A 19,153-nucleotide genomic window follows, 5' to 3' on the forward strand; every position below is an offset into this window, starting at 1 on the left:
GCCCGGGACCCATGGAGAGCGCGGTCGGCCGCGGCGAGGGCGGCCAGGTCCGCCGCCCCACCGGCACGGTGCCGGGCGGCGACGGCCTGCCCCAACGCGAGGATCACCACGCACACCGTGCACAGAGTGGCCACCGTCAGGGCCACCCACACGGTCGCCACTCCCTGGTCACGATGGCTTTGATCACCGCGCCTTTGATCACCGTGCCTTTGCTCACCGTGCCTGTGTTCACGGCACCTCCGGTCACGGTGACCGCCCACGAGAGGGCTCATGGCGCGCCTCCAGCGGTCTCCACGGTGCCGAAGCCGTCCCCTGAGTCCCCTGAGTCCCCGGCGTCCCCAGCGCCCCCGCTGCCTCCCGCGTCCGGGGCGGCCTCCCCGCTGCCTCCGGACGCGGGAGCGGCGTTCCCGGTACCGACCCCCACCGTGTCCTCGGCCAGGGCTGCCGCCTCGGCGCTCAGGGTGAGCGCCAGGGCGTGCGGCCCGGGTGTGGGAGCCTCCACGCGTACCCGCCAGAGCGCGCCCTCCCTCCGTACGACGATCCGCGCCCGGGCGGGGGCCGCGGCGCGGGCCGCGTCCCGCACCGCGGCTTCCGGCTCCGAACGCGCTGCGGCCCTCGCACCGGCCCGGGCCGCGTCCACGCACCGGATCTGGTCGGCGGCCGCCACCAGAGCCCAGACCAGCACCAGGGCGAGGGCCACCAGCACCGGCAGCGCCATCGCCGCCTCTGCGGTGACCGAGCCCGTGTCCCGACCACCGCACCGGGCCCGAACAGCGGTCCCGCCCCTCAGCCGCTCCCGTTCCGCGCGCCATCGCCGCTCAGAACGATCCATCGAGCGCGCCCTTGATCAGCGATTGCAAGGCTTCCTGCACCGCTGCGCTGTTGACCACCTTGTAGAGCACGGCGGCGAACGCGCAGGCTGCGATCGTCCCCATGGCGTACTCGGAGGTGGTCATCCCGCGGTCGGACCGGCCGAACCGGCGGGACCACCGGCCTCGCCACTCGACGCCCCTCTTCCCGGACCCCGGGACGAGCAGGCGGAACCGACATCGCACCGGCCGCACCGCTCTGCCCAGGACATGCCGCCCGCGTCCCCGTCCACCACGCGTGTCCACGGAGACGTCTCCACTCGTTTCGATGCCCATTCCGACACTCATTTCAGCCCTCGTTCCGCCCTTCGACGGGCACGGTTGGATGACCGGCGCACCGGCGGTGCGCCCGTGAGACAGAGAGACCCGCGCGCCGTTTCAGCCGGCGTGCAGGATCCCTCCCGCCAGGCCGACGATCACCGGGGCGACTCCGACCGCCAGGAAGGCGGGAAGGAAGCACAGCCCCACCGGGGCGGTGATCAGCACACTTGCGCGCTGGGCCCTCGCCACGGCGGCGTCGGCGCGAGCGGATCGCATGGCGTCGGCCAGCCGGGCGACGGGTTCCGCAGCCGGGGCCCCGGTCTCGCCGGCACGGTCCAGGCAACGGGCCAGCGGACCAGCCCCCGGAATCTCCCCGAGGAGGCCCCATGCCCGGGTGGGATCGCCGCCGAGACGGATCTCGACGGCGGCGCGGACCAGTCGCTCGCCGACGGGTCCCCGGAGCGACTCCCCCACGGCCTCGGCAGCCTGCTGTGGGCCGGCACCGGCGGAGATGCAGGCGGCCAGGAGATCCGCTGCCAGCGGAAGTTGCCGGGCTGCCGAAAGCTCGGCCTCGGCCGCCTCCCCGGAGCCCTCCGGGCGCCGGGCCCGTGCGCCCCTCCGGAAGCGCCACACCGAAGCGGCCGCCCCCGCGCCGGCCAGGATTCCCGTGGCCCCGCCCACGAGAATCCACACCACCAGGCCCGCGCCGACCGGTTCTCCCCACCGCTCAGCGGCGTCGCGAATCCCCGCGACCGGTCGGGACCGCACTCGCCGCGCCCGTTTCCCGCCCGGCGAGCCCTCGTCGTGGTCCGGTTCTCCGAGGAGCACGGCGCATCGCTTCCGCAGGGCCCGTTCCCGACGGTTCCCGGTCAGGGACAGCCCCGCGCACAGGGACGCCGCGCCCACCCCGAGCCAGATCCCCAGGCTGTGGACAACTTCTCCGGCGACTGCGTTCACCCCGCGTCCCCCGCCCGCACGATCCGGCCGGCCCAGCAGAGCCCGGCCGTCTCCAGCAACAGGCTGGCCGCCAGGCAGAACAGCCCTGCCGGGGTGTGCAGCAGGACGCGGAGAGGCTCGGCCCCGAGCGCGGCGCCCATGCCCAGCCCCGCCAACGGCAGGAGAGCCAGCACCACCACCGTCGACCAGGCTCCGGCGAGCCGGGCCCGCAGTTCCTCTCTCCGTCGTCGCTCCGCCCGCAGGGCCCCTTCCAGACGGTCCAGGCCCGCCGCGAGTCCGGCCCCGCCGTCCACCGACACCCGCCAGCACGCCGCGATCCCGGCCAACGACGCCGACCCCGGAGTCCGGGACGCCCGGTGCAGGGCACCAGGTACATCGCCGCCGAACCGCGCAGCGGCGAGCACCAGTGACTCGGCGGCGCCCAGGCCACGCGTCTCCCGTACCGCGCGGATCAGCGCCTGTCCCGGTTCGCGGCCCGCCCGCAGTTCGCCGACGACCGCCCCGCAGAGCGCCGTGACCGCCTCGTCCGACCGCTCGTAAGCGGTCCGCTCGGCCCGCCCCCGCAGCCACCGCCGCACCAGGGGCACGGCCAGGGTGCCCGCGATCAGCGGCAGCCACGACTCTCCGAGGACCGCGAGTGCCACGGCGGCCGGAACGCAGACCCATTCGCGCCGCCGCATCAGCAGTTCACCCGGCCGTGTGCGCCGCATCGCCGCACTCCGCGCCACTGTCACCGGCGGGGCCGCTTCCCCACCACCGTCGCCCGAGGCGCCACGCACGGCTTCCGCGCACCTCGCCCTCGCCGTCCCGCCGCCATCGCGGCGTACGACCAACCAGACCGCGAGGGCCACGCAGGCCACCGCTCCCCACGTCGCGTACGCGGGCTCCACCCCGGTCACCAGGCACCCCCGACGAGCGCGGCCAGCCTCTCCCAGCCCGCGGCCCGCACGAAGCCGTCCGCCCCGCCCGTCAGCGCGGGTACGGTGAACACGAGCCCGTCGGAGTCGCGTTCCAGCACATGGACCTCGGCCAGACGTCGGCGCCCCGTCCGGTCACGCACCAGGTGGATCACCACCGACAACGCTGCGGCCAACTGGCTGTGCAGGGAGGGCCGGTCGAGCCCTGCCGCCGTCCCCAGCGCCTCCAGGCGAGCGGGCACGTGCGACGCGGCGTTGGCGTGCACCGTCCCGCACCCGCCCTCATGCCCCGTGTTCAACGCGGCCAGCAGGTCCGTCACTTCGGCCCCTCGCACCTCGCCGACGACCAGCCGGTCCGGACGCATGCGCAGGGCTTGGCGGACCAGATCGCGAAGGGTCACCAGCCCTGCCCCCTCCTGGTTGGCGGGCCGGGACTCCAGCCGCACCACGTGCGGGTGGTCGGGCCTCAGTTCGGCCGAGTCCTCGGCCAGCACGATCCGTTCGTGCGCGCCCACCTCTCCCAGCAGACTCGACAGCAGGGTGGTCTTCCCCGCACCGGTGCCGCCGCTGATGAGGTAGGAGACGCGTGCGCGCACCAGGCTCCGCAGCAACCGGTCGCCGCCCGGCGGCACCGTCCCCGCCCGGACGAGCTCCTCCAGACTGAAAGCCCGCGGACGGACGACACGCAGGGAGAGGCAGGTCGACTCCACGGATACCGGGGGGAGTACCGCGTGCATCCGCGTCCCGTCCGGCAGCCGCGCGTCCACCCAGGGCCGGGCGTCGTCCAGTCGTCGGCCGGCAACCGCCGCGAGACGCTGAGCGAGTCTCCGCACGGCTGCGGCGTCGGAGAAGCGGACACCGGTCAGCTCCAGACCACCGCCCCGGTCCACCCATACCCGATCGGGCGCGGAGACCAGGACATCGGTCACCTCCGAGTCGGCCAGCAGAGACTCCAGCACCCCCGTGCCGACCAGCTCACCGCGCAGCTCGGCCGCGGCACCCAGGATTTCCTGGTCCCCCATCAGTAGGTCCTGTGCCCGGACGGCGGCAGCCACGCCCGCCGGGGTCGGCACCTCTCCACTGAGCGCCAGCCGCTGCCGTACGGCGTCCAGCAGCCTCTCGGTCACGACACCCCTCCCGCCGGAACGGGAAGACCACCGACGTACGTCTTCTCCCAGAACGCGGTGCAGAACCGGGCGAGAGGACCGCGTGGCCCCGCCCCCGGCGGAAGGAGACCGTCCTGATGCGCCGACGCCCCGGGTTCCACCGGGAGTTCGCCCAGAAGCGGCAAAGCGAGCGCGCGGGCCACCCAGGGACCGTCCAGGCCGGGCGCGAACGGTGCCCGGGCCACCACCCTCAGGTCGTCCAGGGTCGTGCCGACCGCCGACGCCACGCACTTCGCGGCTGCCACGGCACGCAGCTCACCCGGCACGACCAACAGTCCGAGGTCCGCCTGACTGAGCGCTTCCGCGACCCCCTCGTCCACCTGACGGGGCAGGTCCACGACCACCACCCCGCCCGGCCGCCGGGCGGCCGCGAGCACCGACCGCACCGCCAGAGGCGGTACGACGACGCCGCATTCGCGCCCCCGGCTGAGCACGCGCAGTCCGTGCAGGGCGGGCAGCGAGTCCTCCAGGACCCCACCGCCGAGCCGGCCTCTGGTATGGGCGAAGTCGGGCCATCTCCGGCCCTCGGTACGCTCCCCTCCGAGCAGGACGTCGATGCCGCCTCCCAGCGGATCGCCGTCGATCAGCGTGGTCCGCAGTCCCGCCCGGGCAGCGGTCACGGCGAGCGCGCAAGCGAGCGTCGACGCCCCTGCCCCGCCCCTACCGCCCACGACCGCCACGGTGAGTGCGGGACGCCCCGCACCCTCCTTCGCGTTGGCGAGCTGCTCGATGAGCCAGCCTTCGGCTTCGGGCAGCCTCAGTACATGCTCGGCGCCGATCTCGACCGCTTGCCGCCAGACGTCGGGCGAGTCCTGATCCCGCCCGACCAGCATCACCCCGCGGCGCCGTGCGAGTCCGCGGCACCGCTGAACCGCGTCGTCGCCCACCAGGACCAGCGGCGCCTGCCGCCACACCTCACGGTCCTCCGGCGCGCCGTGGAGAACTTCCGGTTCCGCTCCCGCTGCCGCGCAGAGACGCAGCAGATCGTCGAGCAGATGGATGTCCTCGGTCACGATCAGCGGTACGCCGCACCGCCCTTCGGCGATCGGTTTTCCTTGTCGCGCATGGGAACGGTTCACGATCTCCACCCCTTCTCAGAGCTCCTTGAGCACCGTTCACGCCGGCCCCGGAACAATCCGGGACAGGCGATTCCGGAACCCGCGGACTTCACGGGCGGAATCACCATGCGTTCTCACCGAAAAAGATGTGGATCTTGATGGAGAACTGTGGACAACTCTCACGTTGTGAATAACTCGGTCACTCAAATCGGGGATATCCGGAGCGCACCTCTTTCGCTACTCACAGTCACATGGGAGGCTGTGCGTAGAGCGCGAGGAATCAGGGCCGCAAGCCCGGAGACAAGATGAAATGGCGCACGATTCAGGGGGAAAGCACCTGGATGTGCGACGACCCCCGCCGGGGGGGGGAGAGCGGGGGTCGTCCCCACGGCCGACTCGGGGGGGGAGGAGTCGGACCGGGTTAGCACGGTCGCGAACGATCCGTGACTTCCATGGTGTACCCGAGCACCTGACCAGGCAAACCCAAGCGCCGGAGTTTGAGCCGAATGGAGGCCCCCTATGCTCAGTCTTGTGGAAAACCGCTTCTCGCCGCGCACCGCCGCCTTCTTCGACCTGGACAAGACGGTCATTGCGAAGTCTTCGACGCTGGCCTTCAGCAAGTCCTTCTACCAAGGCGGCCTGATCAACCGTCGCGCAGTGCTGCGCACGGCGTACACACAGTTCGTGTTCCTCGCAGGAGGCGCGGATCACGATCAGATGGAGGGGATGCGTGAATATCTCTCCGCGCTCTGCAAGGGGTGGAACGTGGCGCAGGTCAAGGAAATCGTCGCCGAGACCCTGCACGACCTGATCGACCCGATCATCTACGACGAGGCAGCCACCCTCATCGAGGAGCACCACGCCGCCGGACGTGACGTGGTGATCGTCTCCACGTCGGGGGCCGAGGTGGTGGAGCCCATCGGTGAACTGCTCGGGGCCGACCGGGTCGTGGCGACCCGGATGGTCGTCGGCGACGACGGCTGTTTCACCGGCGAGGTCGAGTACTACGCCTACGGCCCGACCAAGGCCGAGGCCGTCAAGGAACTGGCAGCGTCGGAGGGGTACGACCTCTCCCGCTGCTACGCCTACAGCGACTCCGTCACCGACGTCCCGATGCTGGAGTCGGTCGGCCACCCCCACGCCGTGAACCCGGACCGCGCTCTGCGACGTGAGGCCGGCGCCAGGCAGTGGCCGATTCTCGTTTTCGATCGCCCGGTCCGGCTCAAGCAGCGACTGCCCTCCTTCTCCCTGCCGCCGCGTCCGGCTCTCGTCGCCGCCGCGGCTGTGGGAGCGGCTGCCGCCACCGCCGGACTCGTCTGGTACGCCACGCGGCGACGAGCTGCGGCCACCGCCTCCGCCTGACCGAAGCCCGGCCACCGCCGAGCACGAACGCCCCGGCGCGGGCGGAGCTTCAGACAGGTCGCGTCTGCCGATCGATGGGTGATTGAACGCGAAAGTAAAGAAGTGGAGCCTGGGGTACCGCTTATCTCACTCCAGGAGTACAAAGGAGTCACCGGCCCGCGAGACCGAGGACATCCGAGAGGATGACCTTTCACGCAGCAAGGCCCCACGGACCGCGCATGGAAGTTGGGCACCCACGCGACGTCGACCCGTCGATTACGGGCCAGCCACACCAGGTGACGGGCAAAGTACCCGACCTGATGGGCATATATCGAGGACGCTTGGTAACCCGGCGGACGTGCCAGCGGCGGTACCGGTTCCGGTACCGCCGCAACTCTTCATCCACGGGCCAACCGTTGCGAGACGGTCAGGCAGCCCCGCGCTGCAGCGCCTCACAGACCGCGGTCGACTCCCTGACGCCCAGTTCCACCGCGCGCCCGCAGTGCGCGATCCAGGCCGCCATCCCCTCGGGCGTTCCCGACAGGTACCCCTCGAACGCCGCCACGTACGCGGCCCGGCCCTGCTCCGCGTGGCCGACCTCGGCCGGGCAGATCGACTTCGGGTCCAAGCCGCTGCCGATCAGAACGATGCGCTCGGCAGTCCGGGCCACCAGTCCGTTGCACGAACCGAAGGGACGCAGGGCGAGTAGTTCGCCGTGCACGATCGCGGAAGTGACCAGGGCCGGCGCGGTGCTGCCGTCGATGATGAGCCGCGACAGCCCTTCGAGTCGCCCGGCCACCTCGCCGGCGTCCGGCAAAGATGCCTCCACGAGCGGCTCGTCCACCGTCTCCCCGGCCAGCCGGGGCCGTCCCACCGCGTCGTCGGGGGTCGCACCTCCGGCGGCCACCAAGTGAAGTCTTGCCAGTACCCGCAGGGGCGACTGTCGCCAGATGGAGAGCAGTTGACCGGCTTCGGCCGTGAGGCGCAGCGCAGCGCCCACCGTCCGCGCCTCGGGGTCGCCGCTGAAGTCGGTACGGCGCCGCACCTCTTCGAGGTTCCAGTCGGCACCCGACAGCGCTGCCGAACCGCGCGCTCCGCGCAGCGCGGCCTCCGAGGTCACCTCGTTGCTCCGGCGGCGCATCACACGGTGGCCGTAGACCTGGTCCACGGCCTTGCGGACCGAGTCCACGGAGTCGGGGACCCCTGGCAGGGCGGCAAGAGCGGCGAGCGGGTCCGAGGCAGTCGTACTCATAAGTAGCGAGGCTACGCGCCCCATACACCCTCGCCACCCCCACGTGTCGTTCTTCACGAAGCGCGACGACTTTGCGCGATCCTGCGGCTACCCTAGGTGAACATGAAGATCGCTTTCGTAGGGAAGGGCGGCAGCGGCAAGACCACGCTGTCCTCTCTCTTCATCCGCCACCTCGCCGCCAACGAAGCCCATGTCATCGCCGTGGACGCCGACATCAACCAGCACCTCGGGGCCGCGCTGGGCCTCGACGAGCAGGAGGCGGCAGCGCTTCCGTCGATGGGGGCCGAACTACCGCTGATCAAGGACTACCTGCGGGGCAGCAACCCGCGGATCGCCTCCGCCGAGACGATGATCAAGACCACGCCACCCGGCGAGGGGTCACGCCTGCTGCGCGTCTGCGAGGACAACCCCGTCTACGACGCCTGCGCGCGCACGGTACGCCTCGACGACGGCGACATCCGGTTGATGGCCACAGGTGCGTTCGACGAGGCGGACCTCGGAGTGGCCTGCTACCACTCCAAGGTGGGTGCGGTGGAGCTCTGCCTCAACCACATGGTCGACGGCCCTGACGAGTACGTCGTGGTCGACATGACCGCCGGATCCGATTCGTTCGCCTCGGGGATGTTCACCCGGTTCGACATGACGTTCCTGATCGCCGAACCGACCCGGAAGGGCGTATCGGTGTACCGCCAGTACAAGGAGTACGCGCGGGACTTCGGCGTGACGCTCCGAGTGGTCGGCAACAAGGTTCAGGGCCCCGAAGACCTGGACTTCCTTCGCTCCGAGGTCGGCGAGGACCTGCTCGTCGGGGTCGGCCACTCCGACTGGGTGCGAGCGATGGAGAAGGGCCGGCCGGACCGCTTCGAGCTGTTGGAGGCCGACAACAGGATGGCGCTCCAAGCCCTCCAGGACGCGGCCGAGGACTCGTACGAGCTGCGCGACCGGGAGCGGTACACACGACAGATGGTCCACTTCCACCTGAAGAACGCGGAGAGCTGGGGCAACGAGAAGACGGGCGCCGATCTGGCCGCCCAGGTCGACCCCGCGTTCACGCTCGACGACCGTCTGGTGACGGGTGTGGCCGCTCCCATGTGACGAGCGACGACCGCGGTCCGGCCGGTACGGGCCGCGACGGAGGGGCGGGACCCGTGCGGCATGCCCGCAGCGGTCCCGCCCTCGCACGGCCCGACGCCCCACGCTCGAAGCCCGAAGCCCGAAGCCCGAAGCCCGAAGCCCGAAGCCCGAAGCCCGAAGAAACGTTACTTCTCGTGCGCGTCCTTCGCCTCGCCCTTGTCTGCGGGGCTCACCGGCTTTCCTCCGGCGGCGGCCACGGGCGCCGCGAGGTAGGACCCCCAGCCGCCCTTCGGGGCCTCCCCCACACCGAGCGTTCCGAGCTTGGCCAGCACCGCCGGGTCCTGGGCGTCCAGCCAGTCGGCGAGCTGACGGAAGGAGACGCACCGCACGTCCGACTTGGTACAGACGGACGCGATCGTCTCCTCCACGGCGCGCATGTAGGTGCCGCCGTTCCAGGACTCGAAGTGGTTGCCGATGATCAGCGGCGCGCGGTTCCCGTCGTACGAACGGTCGAAGGCCTCCAGAAGGCCGTCGCGCATCTGGTCGCCCCAGTGCTCCTGCTCGACCGGATCACCCTGGGTGACTCCGGACTGGTTGAACATGAAGTTGTAGTCCATCGACAGCGTCTCGAAGTCGCGCCCCGGGACGGGTACGAGCTGGAGCGGAAGGTCCCAGACACCATCCTTCTTCGCGGGCCAGACCTGGTTGCCGATCCCGCTGGAGTCGTAGCGGAACCCCATGTCCCGCGCGGCGGCGACCATGTTCTTCTGACCTTCGAGGCACGGAGTACGGCCGCCGACGAGTTCCTTGTCGTAGTCGAAGGGGAGCGGGGCCTCGGACTTGAGTTCCGGTGCGTTCGTCTTCCAGTTCTTCACGAAGGACTTGGCCTGGCGGATCTCGCTCTTCCACTCGTCGACAGACCAGGTGCCGCCACCCCCGTCAGGGCCGCAGAAGTGGCCGTTGAAGTGGGTGCCGATCTCGTTGCCCTCCTTCCAGGCGGCACGCACCTCGTTGAGGGTGTCGCGGATGCCCTTGGCATCGTTGAAGCCGATGTCGGAGCTACCGGGGGAGTGCTGGGGCGGGTCGTACAGGTCCTTCTTCTCCTCGGGCAGCAGATAGACCCCGCTGAGGAAATACGTCATCTTCGCGCCGTACTTCTTGGCGACGCCGCGGAAGTGGGAGAAGAGCTTCTGGCTGTCCTCGCCGGCGCCGTCCCAGGAGAACACCACGAGCTGCGGAGGCTTCTGCCCCGGCGCGAGCCGCTCGGCGACCGGGAGGTGGGGCTGAGCACCCGTGAATGCCGTGGAGCCGTCCCCGATCAGCTGGACGACGTTGCCCGGCGCGGGCGCGTTCTGCCCGCCGGGCTTCTCCTTGGCCCCGTGCGCCCTCTCGGCGCCGGATCCGGACGCCCCGGCTCCGACGCCGGAGCACCCGGCCAGAGCGGCGAACACGGCTGCGGTGGTGACCCCCAGGGCGACTCTCTTCGTGGCGGCGATCATCCGCTCACCTCTTCCTTGCGGCTCGTTTGCGTGGAATGTGCCGACTGGCGCGGTCACGTTCACACGCCGCCCGAATGCCTCAGAGCGACAGGCCGAATGAAAAGATGCTTATTCACTGCATTGGGTGATCCTGTCAGTCATTTGCCCGATATGCGCACCACAATTCTTTACTCTGCATTACGATTCGTTTACCTAGAGTTGAGAAATCCCGCCGCTGCACGCCGTGACCCACGGCCGCGTCCCCCACGTTCCGCGACCGCGCTGCCCCGGAGGAGACGGGAATGCCTGCCTGCGTACCCATCCGAAACATCCGAAACCATGGCTCTCACCTCCTCCGTACCTCGGGGGAGAAGAGGCCCCACAGCCCGCCGCCACGCCGAGGCCCCCGCTTCCGCGTCACCGCGGGCGACCTGTCCGCATCGATCACGGTCTTCCTCATCGCCGTTCCCATGTCACTCGGCCTCGCCGTCGCCATGGACGCACCGCTGGAAGCCGGCCTCATCTCCGCCGCGATCGGCGGCATCGTCGCCGGCCTGATCGGCGGCACGCCGCTCCAGGTCAGCGGACCGTCCGCCGGACTGACCGTCGTGACAGCCGAGTTGCTCCAGGTCTACGGCTGGCGCACGACCTGCGCCATCACCATCGGGGCCGGCCTGCTCCAGATCCTGCTTGGTTCGGTGAGAGCGGCGCGAGGCGCCCTCGCGGTCAGCCCCGCGATCGTCCACGGCACTCTCGCCGGGATCGGGGTGGCCATCGCTCTCGCCCAGTTGCACATCGTCCTCGGCGGCTCTCCGCAGAGCTCCGCGATGGACAACGCCCTCGCTCTCCCCGAACAGTTGACGCGGATCAGTCCGGCCGCCCCACTGATCGGAGCCCTGACCATCGGCCTTCTGGTGCTGTGGCCACGCATCCCCGGCGCCCCCGGTCGTGCGCTCCGTAAGATTCCGGCCGCGCTCGCGTCGGTAGCCGTGGCCACGGCGGTGGCGGCTTTCGCCGCGCCCCGCATCAGCCGGGTGGACCTGCCCTCGTGGAGCTCGCACGCCCTCCCCGAGATGCCCCGAGGGCCGGTACTCGCCCTCGCCACCGCCATGTTCACCGTGATGCTGGTGGGCAGCCTCGAGTCGCTCCTGGCGGCCGTGGCGGTGGACAAGCTGACTGCCGACCGTACGGCCCAACACGCCGCACGCCAACCGGACATGCCCCTGCCCCACGTCGCCCGCTCCGACCTGGACCGCGAGTTGCGGGCCCAGGGCATCACCAACACGCTGGCCGGGCTGCTCGGCGGTCTCCCGATCTCCGGTGGCGCCGTGCGCAGTTCGGCGAACGTCCGTGCCGGGGCCAACGGCCGCGCGGCGACCGTGCTGCACGGTGTCTGGGTGCTGCTCGCGGCAGGATTCCTGGTCTCCGTGCTCGAGTGGATTCCGCTCGCCGCGCTGGCCGCCCTCGTCATGGTCGTCGGCATCCAGATGGTGAACTACGCCCACATCAAAAATGTCCACCGGCACCGCGAAGTCCTCGTCTACGGGGCGACGATCACCGGTGTCGTGGTGTTCGGCGTACTTGCCGGCGTCGCGATCGGCATCGCGGCCGCCGTAGGAATGGCACTGCACCGGCTCGCTCGTACCCGTATCTCCGTGACCGAGAGCGATGGCCGGTTCCTGGTGACCGTGCGCGGTCAGTTGACCTTCCTCGCGGTGCCGAGGCTCAGCCGCGTCCTCAACCAACTCCCCCAAGGTGTCGACGCGATCGTCGAATTGGACGGTTTTTTCATGGATCACGCGGCCTACGAGGCCATCCAGGACTGGCGAACCACTCAGGTCGCCCATGGCGGCAACATCGTCTTCACCGGCAGGTCGGGAGGGCGGATCGCGGAACCCGCGTCGGCGGCGCACTCCTGCTGCCGCCCGTGGACGCCCTGGCGCAACCACCACTGCCACGACCGCCCCCACCAGCCCACCACTGCGGCGGAACGCCCGCAGCCGCAGCCGGGGCGTCCCGGAGCCTCACCGGATTCGCTCTCGGCCGAAGCGGCCGGACACGTCTCGGAGCCCGTCGCAGCCGTGAGGCGCGGCGGCGCGCACAGCCTGCTGAGCGGTATCAGCTCCTTCCAGCTGAATACGGCCCCGCTGGTCCGCGAGGAGCTCGCACGCCTCGCGACGGAGGGCCAGCGGCCGTCCCAGCTGTTTCTGACCTGTGCGGACTCCCGCCTCGTCACCAGCATGATCACGTCGAGCGGGCCGGGCGATCTGTTCACCGTGCGCAACGTGGGCAATCTGGTGCCCCCACCGGGGGCGGGTTCCGACAGCGGCGGTGACGACTCGGTGGCAGCGGCGATCGAGTACGCGGTGGACGTCCTGCGGGTCGAGTCCATCACCGTCTGCGGGCACTCCGGCTGCGGCGCCATGCAGGCGCTTCTCGGCGCCGAGCCGGGGACGCCGAGGACCACGCCCCTGTGGCGGTGGCTGCGGCACGGGCTGCCGAGCCTGGACCGCATGTCCTCCCGCGACCAGCCGTGGGCGCGCATCTCCGGCCGGATGCCCACCGACGCGGTGGAGCAGCTCTGCCTGACCAATGTCGTCCAGCAGCTCGACCACCTCCGCGCGCACGAGTCGGTGGCGCGCCGGCTGGCGGACGGCACCCTCCACCTGCACGGCATGTACTTCCACGTGGGCGAGGCACAGGCCTACCTGCTGACGGAGGGCGCCAGTTCCGGCTCGGGCCCGGACGAAGTCTTCGAACGGGTGGCTCCGGGAATCGGCATCGGTCCGAAGCCAGCAGATCCGGGGAGCACGGATCCGGTGGCTTCGTCTCCGGCGGCAGCGCTTCCGGACGACGGTCCCGGGCAGGAGGAGGCCACACACAGCCTCGTCTGAACCAGCTGCACCCCGGTCCCGTGAGACCTTGTGGTTCGGCTTCCCGCCAACCTGCACGGCAGTGAGTCGGTACGACGTCCCGTACTGACGACCTGCCGTGCAGGTGGGACGGTCGGCGGATCTCCTCCATACACGAGGAATAGGTCTAAACCAATTCCCGGCAGGCACTTGTCACTCGGCCTTTCGCCTGATGAGCTATGCCTCGGGACACAACGGTCACCCTGGGAATGGGAGATGTCGTGAGCAACGAAAGCCTGGCCAACCTGCTGCGGGAAGAGCGCCGGTTCGAGCCGCCGGCCGAGCTGGCCGCGAACGCCAATGTCACGGCGGAGGCGTACGAACAGGCAGCCGCGGACCGGCTGGGCTTCTGGGCCGAGCAGGCCCGCCGCCTCACCTGGGCCACCGAGCCGACCGAGACGCTGGACTGGAGCAACCCGCCGTTCGCGAAGTGGTTCGCGGACGGCAGGCTCAACGTCGCGTACAACTGCGTGGACCGCCATGTGGAGGCGGGCAACGGCGACCGGGTCGCCATCCACTTCGAGGGCGAGCCGGGCGACAGCCGGGCGATCACCTACGCGGAGCTGAAGGACGAGGTCTCCCGGGCGGCCAACGCGCTGACCGAGCTGGGCGTCGGCAAGGGCGACCGGGTCGCCGTCTACCTCCCGATGATCCCCGAGGCCGCGATCACGATGCTGGCCTGCGCCCGCATCGGCGCCGCCCACTCGGTGGTCTTCGGCGGCTTCTCCGCCGACGCCATCGCCGCCCGCATCCAGGACGCCGACGCCAAGGTCGTCGTCACCGCGGACGGCGGATACCGCCGCGGCAAGCCCTCCGCGCTGAAGCCCGCGGTCGACGACGCCGTGTCCCGTATCGAGAGCGTCGAGCACGTCGTGGTCGTGCGCCGCACCGGTCAGGACACCGCGTGGACCGAGGGCCGCGACATCTGGTGGGACGAGATCACCAGCCGGCAGTCCGCCGAGCACACCCCCGAAGCCTTCGAGGCGGAGCAGCCGCTCTTCATCCTGTACACCTCGGGGACGACGGGTAAGCCGAAGGGCATCCTGCACACCTCCGGTGGCTACCTCACCCAGGCGGCCTACACGCACCACGCCGTCTTCGACCTCAAGCCGGAGTCCGACGTCTACTGGTGCACGGCCGACATCGGCTGGGTCACCGGCCACTCGTACATCGTCTACGGGCCGCTGGCGAACGGCGCGACCCAGGTCATGTACGAGGGCACCCCGGACACCCCGCACCAGGGCCGGTTCTGGGAGATCGTGCAGAAGTACGGCGTCTCGATCCTGTACACCGCGCCGACCGCGATCCGGACGTTCATGAAGTGGGGGGACGACATCCCTGCCAAGTTCGACCTGAGCAGCCTGCGCGTCCTCGGCTCGGTCGGCGAGCCGATCAACCCCGAGGCGTGGGTCTGGTACCGCAAGCACATCGGCGCGGACACGTGCCCCGTCGTGGATACCTGGTGGCAGACCGAGACCGGCGCGATGATGATCTCGCCGCTGCCCGGCGTCACCGCGACGAAGCCCGGCTCCGCCCAGCGCGCCCTGCCCGGCATCTCGGCCACCGTCGTCGACGACGAGGCCCGTGAGGTCCCGGACGGCGGGGGCGGCTACCTCGTGCTCACCGAGCCGTGGCCGTCGATGCTCCGCACCATCTGGGGCGACGACCAGCGCTTCATCGACACGTACTGGTCCCGGTTCGAGGGCAAGTACTTCGCGGGCGACGGCGCCAAGAAGGACGAGGACGGCGACATCTGGCTCCTCGGCCGGGTGGACGACGTGATGTTGGTGTCGGGTCACAACATCTCGACCACCGAGGTCGAGTCCGCTCTCGTGTCGCACCCGGCGGTCGCCGAGGCGGCGGTGGTCGGCGCGGCCGACGAGACGACCGGCCAGGCCATCGTCGCGTTCGTCATCCTGCGCGGGACGGCGACCTCCTCCGACGAACTGCTGGCCGAGCTGCGCAACCACGTCGGTACCGTGCTCGGCCCGATCGCCAAGCCGAAGCGCGTCCTGCCGGTGGCTGAGCTGCCGAAGACCCGCTCGGGCAAGATCATGCGCCGCCTGCTGCGCGACAAGGCCGAGAACCGTGAGCTGGGCGACGTCACCACCCTCACCGACCCGTCGGTGATGTCCCTCATCCAGGCCGAGTTCCCCAAGGCGTCCTCCGAGGACTGAGGGCCCGAGACCCGAGGGGCCCGAGAGGCCCGAGGGCAGGAAACCGCTGTACGGCTCCGAGGGGCATCCCGCGACGCGCGGGATGCCCCTCGGCTTTCGGGCGGGGCGGTCTACAGTGGCCGTATCCGCCCAGGAGCGGAGAAGAACTTCATAGGGGTGCCGGGAAGTCTGGTCGGCGAGTGCGTCAGCCATGTCCTCGTCGCCGCCCCGATACCGGAGGTCTCTCCCGTGGCCGAGCCCCGCCGTACCCCGCAGTCTCCGGACTCACCGGCGTCCGAATCTTCGGGACCTGCCCCGGCGTCCCCGTCCGTCGCTGCCCCCGCGGTCGCACGGCCGACCCTGCTGGGCCGCCTGTCGCTGCCCGAGCGGACCTATCTGGCGGACGCGCTGCGCACCGAGACGGTCGGCGGAGTCGTCCTGCTGGTCGCGGCCATCGCGGCACTCGTCTGGGCCAACACCCTCGGCGCGTCCTACACGGCCGTCAGCGACCACCACTTCGGCCCGGCGGCTCTCGGTCTCCACCTCTCGGTGGAGGACTGGGCCGCGGACGGACTGCTCGCCGTCTTCTTCTTCGTCGCGGGCGCGGAACTCAAGCGCGAGCTGGTCGCGGGCGAACTCCGCGATCCCAGGACGGCCGCCCTGCCCGTCGTCGCGGCCCTGTGCGGCATGGCGGTGCCCGCGCTCGTCTATGTCACCACCAACGCCCTCGGCGGGGGCACCTTGGGCGGCTGGGCCGTCCCGACCGCGACCGACATCGCCTTCGCGCTCGCCGTACTGGCCGTCCTCGGCACCTCGCTGCCGGGGGCGCTCCGCGCGTTCCTGCTGACGCTGGCCGTCGTGGACGACCTCTTCGCCATCCTGATCATCGCGGTGTTCTTCACCGAATCGGTCGACTTCCTGGCCCTGGGCGGCGCCGCGCTCGGACTGGTCCTCTTCTGGGCCCTGCTCCGCTTCGAGGTCCGCGGCTGGTGGGTCTACGTACCGCTGGCCCTCCTCGTCTGGGGGCTGATGTACAACAGCGGTGTCCACGCCACCATCGCGGGCGTGGCCATGGGGCTGATGCTGCGCTGTACCCGGCGCGAGGGTGAGGAGCGTTCTCCTGGCGAGCACATCGAGCATCTGGTGCGCCCGCTCTCCGCGGGGCTCGCGGTCCCGTTGTTCGCCCTCTTCTCGGCCGGGGTCAGCCTGCGGGGCAACGCGCTCGCCGAGGTCTTCACCCGGCCCGAGACGATCGGTGTGGTCCTCGGTCTGGTCGTCGGCAAGACCGTCGGCATCTACGGCGGCGCCCGCCTCGCCACCCGCTTCACCAGGGCCGAGCTCAACCCGGACCTGGCCTGGGCGGACGTCTTCGCGGTTGCCTCGCTGGCCGGCATCGGTTTCACCGTCTCACTGCTCATCGGCGAACTCGCCTTCGCGGGCGACGAGGAAACGATCAACGAAGTCAAGGCGTCCGTTCTGCTCGCTTCGCTCATCGCCACCGTAGTCTCCGGTGTACTGCTCAAACTCCGGGTACGCGTCCACCGGGCTCTGTACGAGGTGGAGGAGCGGGACGAGGACGCGTCGGGGATCCCCGACGTCTACGAGCAGGACGATCCCGGGTACCACCTGCGGATGGCCGCCCTCCACGAACGGAGGGCGGCCGAGCACCGCCGTCTCGCCGAACGGGCGGGGGCAGCGCGCAACAAGCCGGACAGTCCGGCATGATCTGTCACCGGATGTGTTGAAGAGGAGAGGGAGTCAGGGATGAGCGACCCCGGCAATTTCGTGGGCAGCGCGGACCGCAGTCTGGGACAGCTGGTCGCCTCGGCGACCGCCGAGATGTCCGCACTGGTGCACGACGAAATCGCCCTGGCCAAGGCCGAGGTACGCCAGGACGTCAAGCGCGGCGTCATGGGCAGCGCCGCCGGCATCATCGCGGGGGTCCTGCTCCTGTTCGCGATCCCGACGCTGAGCTTCGCGGCGGCGTACGGCATCCACAACCTGGGACTGGGCCTTGCCTGGTCGTTCCTGATCGTCGGCGGCGCCTTCATCCTGCTGGGCGTACTGCTGGCGCTGTTCGCCGTCGCCAAGTTCAAGAAGGTCAAGCCGCCGGAGAAGTCGATCGCGTCGGCGAAGCAGAGCGCGGCCGTCCTTCAGGGCGTCAAGCCGCACCCCCGCCCGGTCGTGGCGCCCGGCCCGTCCCGTGCCGCGATCGGCGGCTCCTCCCTCGCGGACAAGGCCGTCGAGAAGAGCCTGGTTCAGGACAAGTCGTCCACTGTGGCACGCTCTTCGGCATGACGGTCCCCGAAAGCAGCGCATTCGGCACGACAGGCAACGCGCGTTCGGCGCCGGAGCCGTCCGGGCCCACCCCGGACGGCACCGCCCCCGGCCGCGCGACGGACGCGGCGACGGGCACTGCGGCGGTTCCGGTCGTCTCGGCCGGTGGTGGCCGCCCGTCGACGTCCGGCGGTCCGGTACGGCTGGACGGCCCCTGGACGCACCGTGACGTGGCTGCCAACGGAGCCCGGTTCCACATCGCGGAAATGGGCTCCGGCCCGCTCGTGCTCCTGCTGCACGGTTTCCCGCAGTTCTGGTGGACCTGGCGCCACCAACTGCCCGCGCTCGCCGAGGCGGGCTTCCGCGCCGTCGCGATGGACCTGCGGGGCGTGGGGGGAAGCGACCGCACGCCCAGGGGCTACGACCCGGCCAACCTGGCACTCGACGTCACCGGCGTGATCCGGTCACTCGGTGAGCCCGACGCTGCCCTCGTCGGCCACGACATGGGCGGATACCTCGCGTGGACGGCGGCCGTGATGCGGCCGAAGCTGGTGCGACGCCTCGTGGTGTCCTCGATGCCGCACCCGCGCCGCTGGCGTTCCTCCATGATCTCGGACCCCGCCCAGACCCGTGCGGGGTCGTACGTCTGGGGCTTTCAGCGGCCGTGGCTGCCGGAGCGTCAGCTCGTCGCGGACGAGGCCGCCTTGGTCGGCCGGCTGATCGAGGAGTGGGCGGGCCCGAACGACATCGCGTTCCCGGACGACCCGACGCTGGACGTCTACCGCCGCGCGATGTGCATCCCGTCGACGGCGCACTGTTCGGTGGAGCCGTACCGGTGGATGGTGCGGTCGCTGGCCCGGCCGGACGGCGTGCAGTTCTACCGGCGCATGAAGCGGCCTGTCCGGGTGCCCACTCTGCACCTGCACGGTTCACTCGACCCGGCGATGCGCACCCGGAGTTCGGCGGGGTCCGGCGAGTACGTCGAGGCGCCCTACCGGTGGCGACTTTTCGACGGTCTCGGACACTTCCCGCACGAGGAGGATCCGGCGGCCTTCTCGGCCGAACTCATCAACTGGCTCAAGGATCCCGAGCCCGACCGCTGACCCGATGCGTACAGGTGTGCGTCGAACAGCCACGTGCCGCGCGCATAGGCCAATTGGCTTGCTTCCCCACGATTACCGACCATGGGTCACGGGCAGACGTCGGGGTATGGGCTGGACGCACGACTTCGGTGACGCAGCACGCAACCGCCGCTCGACCGCCACTGCCGCGGTGAGCACTCATGAGGGGGGCGGCCCCACGGGCCAGGTGCATACCGTGCAGGTCATACACGATCCTCGGCTCGGCATTCCCCGCATCCTCCGCCGCCGGGCCCGCTGGGTATCGGCGCGGCTGCGCCATCCCCGCACATAGCCGTCATCCCGCGCACGATCAC

General features: G+C 70.6%; 17 protein-coding genes. 8 read left to right on the forward strand and 9 right to left on the reverse strand.

Translation table 11 applies throughout. The features are described 5' to 3' along the window. The 7 genes from ACFWEP_RS09170 to ssd all read right to left on the reverse strand — a co-directional run. Positions 1 to 161: pilus assembly protein TadG-related protein (locus tag ACFWEP_RS09170; RefSeq protein ID WP_387368042.1), on the reverse strand; the 161-nt coding region annotated here is incomplete at its 3' end. Positions 162 to 268: 107 nt separating this feature from the next. Next, entirely contained in the window at positions 269 to 718 is a 450-nt protein-coding gene (locus ACFWEP_RS09175) for a TadE family type IV pilus minor pilin (RefSeq protein WP_387367976.1), read from the reverse strand. Positions 719 to 818: 100 nt separating this feature from the next. Further along, positions 819 to 1,037, reverse strand: a complete 219-nt coding sequence (locus ACFWEP_RS09180; protein WP_387368045.1) for a DUF4244 domain-containing protein — start codon at positions 1,035 to 1,037, stop codon at positions 819 to 821. A gap of 210 nt (positions 1,038 to 1,247) precedes the next feature. Next, positions 1,248 to 2,087, reverse strand: coding sequence for a type II secretion system F family protein (locus ACFWEP_RS09185; RefSeq protein ID WP_387367979.1), 840 nt, complete (start codon positions 2,085 to 2,087; stop codon positions 1,248 to 1,250). Beyond that, positions 2,084 to 2,986 (reverse strand): type II secretion system F family protein, encoded by a 903-nt coding sequence (locus ACFWEP_RS09190; protein ID WP_387367982.1) that lies wholly within the window; start codon positions 2,984 to 2,986, stop codon positions 2,084 to 2,086. The genes ACFWEP_RS09185 and ACFWEP_RS09190 overlap by 4 nt, the downstream gene beginning before the upstream one ends. Then, a complete protein-coding gene (locus ACFWEP_RS09195) occupies positions 2,983 to 4,131 on the reverse strand; it encodes a TadA family conjugal transfer-associated ATPase (RefSeq protein WP_387367985.1) in 1,149 nt (382 codons plus the stop codon). Before ACFWEP_RS09195 ends, ACFWEP_RS09190 begins: the two co-directional genes overlap by 4 nt. Beyond that, on the reverse strand, positions 4,128 to 5,249 hold the full coding sequence (gene ssd, locus ACFWEP_RS09200) for a septum site-determining protein Ssd (RefSeq protein ID WP_387367988.1): 1,122 nt from the start codon (positions 5,247 to 5,249) through the stop codon (positions 4,128 to 4,130). Before ssd ends, ACFWEP_RS09195 begins: the two co-directional genes overlap by 4 nt. Positions 5,250 to 5,747: 498 nt before the next feature. On the opposite strand from ssd, the gene ACFWEP_RS09205 reads away from it, so the two are divergent. Further along, positions 5,748 to 6,590: an HAD family hydrolase gene (locus ACFWEP_RS09205; protein ID WP_387367990.1), complete on the forward strand. Its 843-nt coding sequence runs from the start codon at positions 5,748 to 5,750 to the stop codon at positions 6,588 to 6,590. A 406-nt stretch (positions 6,591 to 6,996) separates the two neighbouring features. Here the strand turns inward: ACFWEP_RS09205 and ACFWEP_RS09210 are convergent, their stop codons facing one another. Further along, on the reverse strand, positions 6,997 to 7,821 hold the full coding sequence (locus ACFWEP_RS09210) for an oxidoreductase (RefSeq protein ID WP_387367993.1): 825 nt from the start codon (positions 7,819 to 7,821) through the stop codon (positions 6,997 to 6,999). A gap of 102 nt (positions 7,822 to 7,923) precedes the next feature. Here ACFWEP_RS09210 and ACFWEP_RS09215 point away from each other — a divergent pair, with 102 nt between their 5' ends. Then, the gene (locus tag ACFWEP_RS09215) at positions 7,924 to 8,916 is read left to right on the forward strand and encodes an ATP-binding protein (RefSeq protein WP_387367996.1); all 993 of its coding nucleotides are present in this window, start codon (positions 7,924 to 7,926) and stop codon (positions 8,914 to 8,916) included. Positions 8,917 to 9,080: 164 nt separating this feature from the next. On the opposite strand, the gene ACFWEP_RS09220 is transcribed toward ACFWEP_RS09215, so the two are convergent. Continuing rightward, positions 9,081 to 10,394 (reverse strand): hypothetical protein, encoded by a 1,314-nt coding sequence (locus ACFWEP_RS09220; protein ID WP_387367999.1) that lies wholly within the window; start codon positions 10,392 to 10,394, stop codon positions 9,081 to 9,083. 281 nt (positions 10,395 to 10,675) lie between these two features. Here ACFWEP_RS09220 and ACFWEP_RS09225 point away from each other — a divergent pair, with 281 nt between their 5' ends. From ACFWEP_RS09225 to ACFWEP_RS09250, 6 genes are all read left to right on the forward strand, one after another. After that, positions 10,676 to 13,267 (forward strand): bifunctional SulP family inorganic anion transporter/carbonic anhydrase, encoded by a 2,592-nt coding sequence (locus ACFWEP_RS09225; protein ID WP_387368002.1) that lies wholly within the window; start codon positions 10,676 to 10,678, stop codon positions 13,265 to 13,267. A 197-nt stretch (positions 13,268 to 13,464) separates the two neighbouring features. Further along, positions 13,465 to 15,462, forward strand: a complete 1,998-nt coding sequence (acs, locus tag ACFWEP_RS09230) for an acetate--CoA ligase (protein ID WP_387368005.1) — start codon at positions 13,465 to 13,467, stop codon at positions 15,460 to 15,462. Between the two features lie 156 nt (positions 15,463 to 15,618). Further along, positions 15,619 to 17,166, forward strand: coding sequence for a Na+/H+ antiporter NhaA (gene nhaA, locus ACFWEP_RS09235; RefSeq protein WP_387368008.1), 1,548 nt, complete (start codon positions 15,619 to 15,621; stop codon positions 17,164 to 17,166). Between the two features lie 39 nt (positions 17,167 to 17,205). Continuing rightward, the gene (locus ACFWEP_RS09240; protein WP_387368011.1) at positions 17,206 to 17,739 is read left to right on the forward strand and encodes a phage holin family protein; all 534 of its coding nucleotides are present in this window, start codon (positions 17,206 to 17,208) and stop codon (positions 17,737 to 17,739) included. Next, a complete protein-coding gene (locus tag ACFWEP_RS09245) occupies positions 17,736 to 18,821 on the forward strand; it encodes an alpha/beta fold hydrolase (RefSeq protein WP_387368014.1) in 1,086 nt (361 codons plus the stop codon). Before ACFWEP_RS09240 ends, ACFWEP_RS09245 begins: the two co-directional genes overlap by 4 nt. Positions 18,822 to 18,927: 106 nt before the next feature. Further along, positions 18,928 to 19,131: a hypothetical protein gene (locus ACFWEP_RS09250; protein WP_387368016.1), complete on the forward strand. Its 204-nt coding sequence runs from the start codon at positions 18,928 to 18,930 to the stop codon at positions 19,129 to 19,131. Positions 19,132 to 19,153 lie beyond the last annotated feature (22 nt).

The organism is Streptomyces sp. NPDC060198 (assembly GCF_042728415.1).
GTDB lineage: Bacteria > Actinomycetota > Actinomycetes > Streptomycetales > Streptomycetaceae > Streptomyces.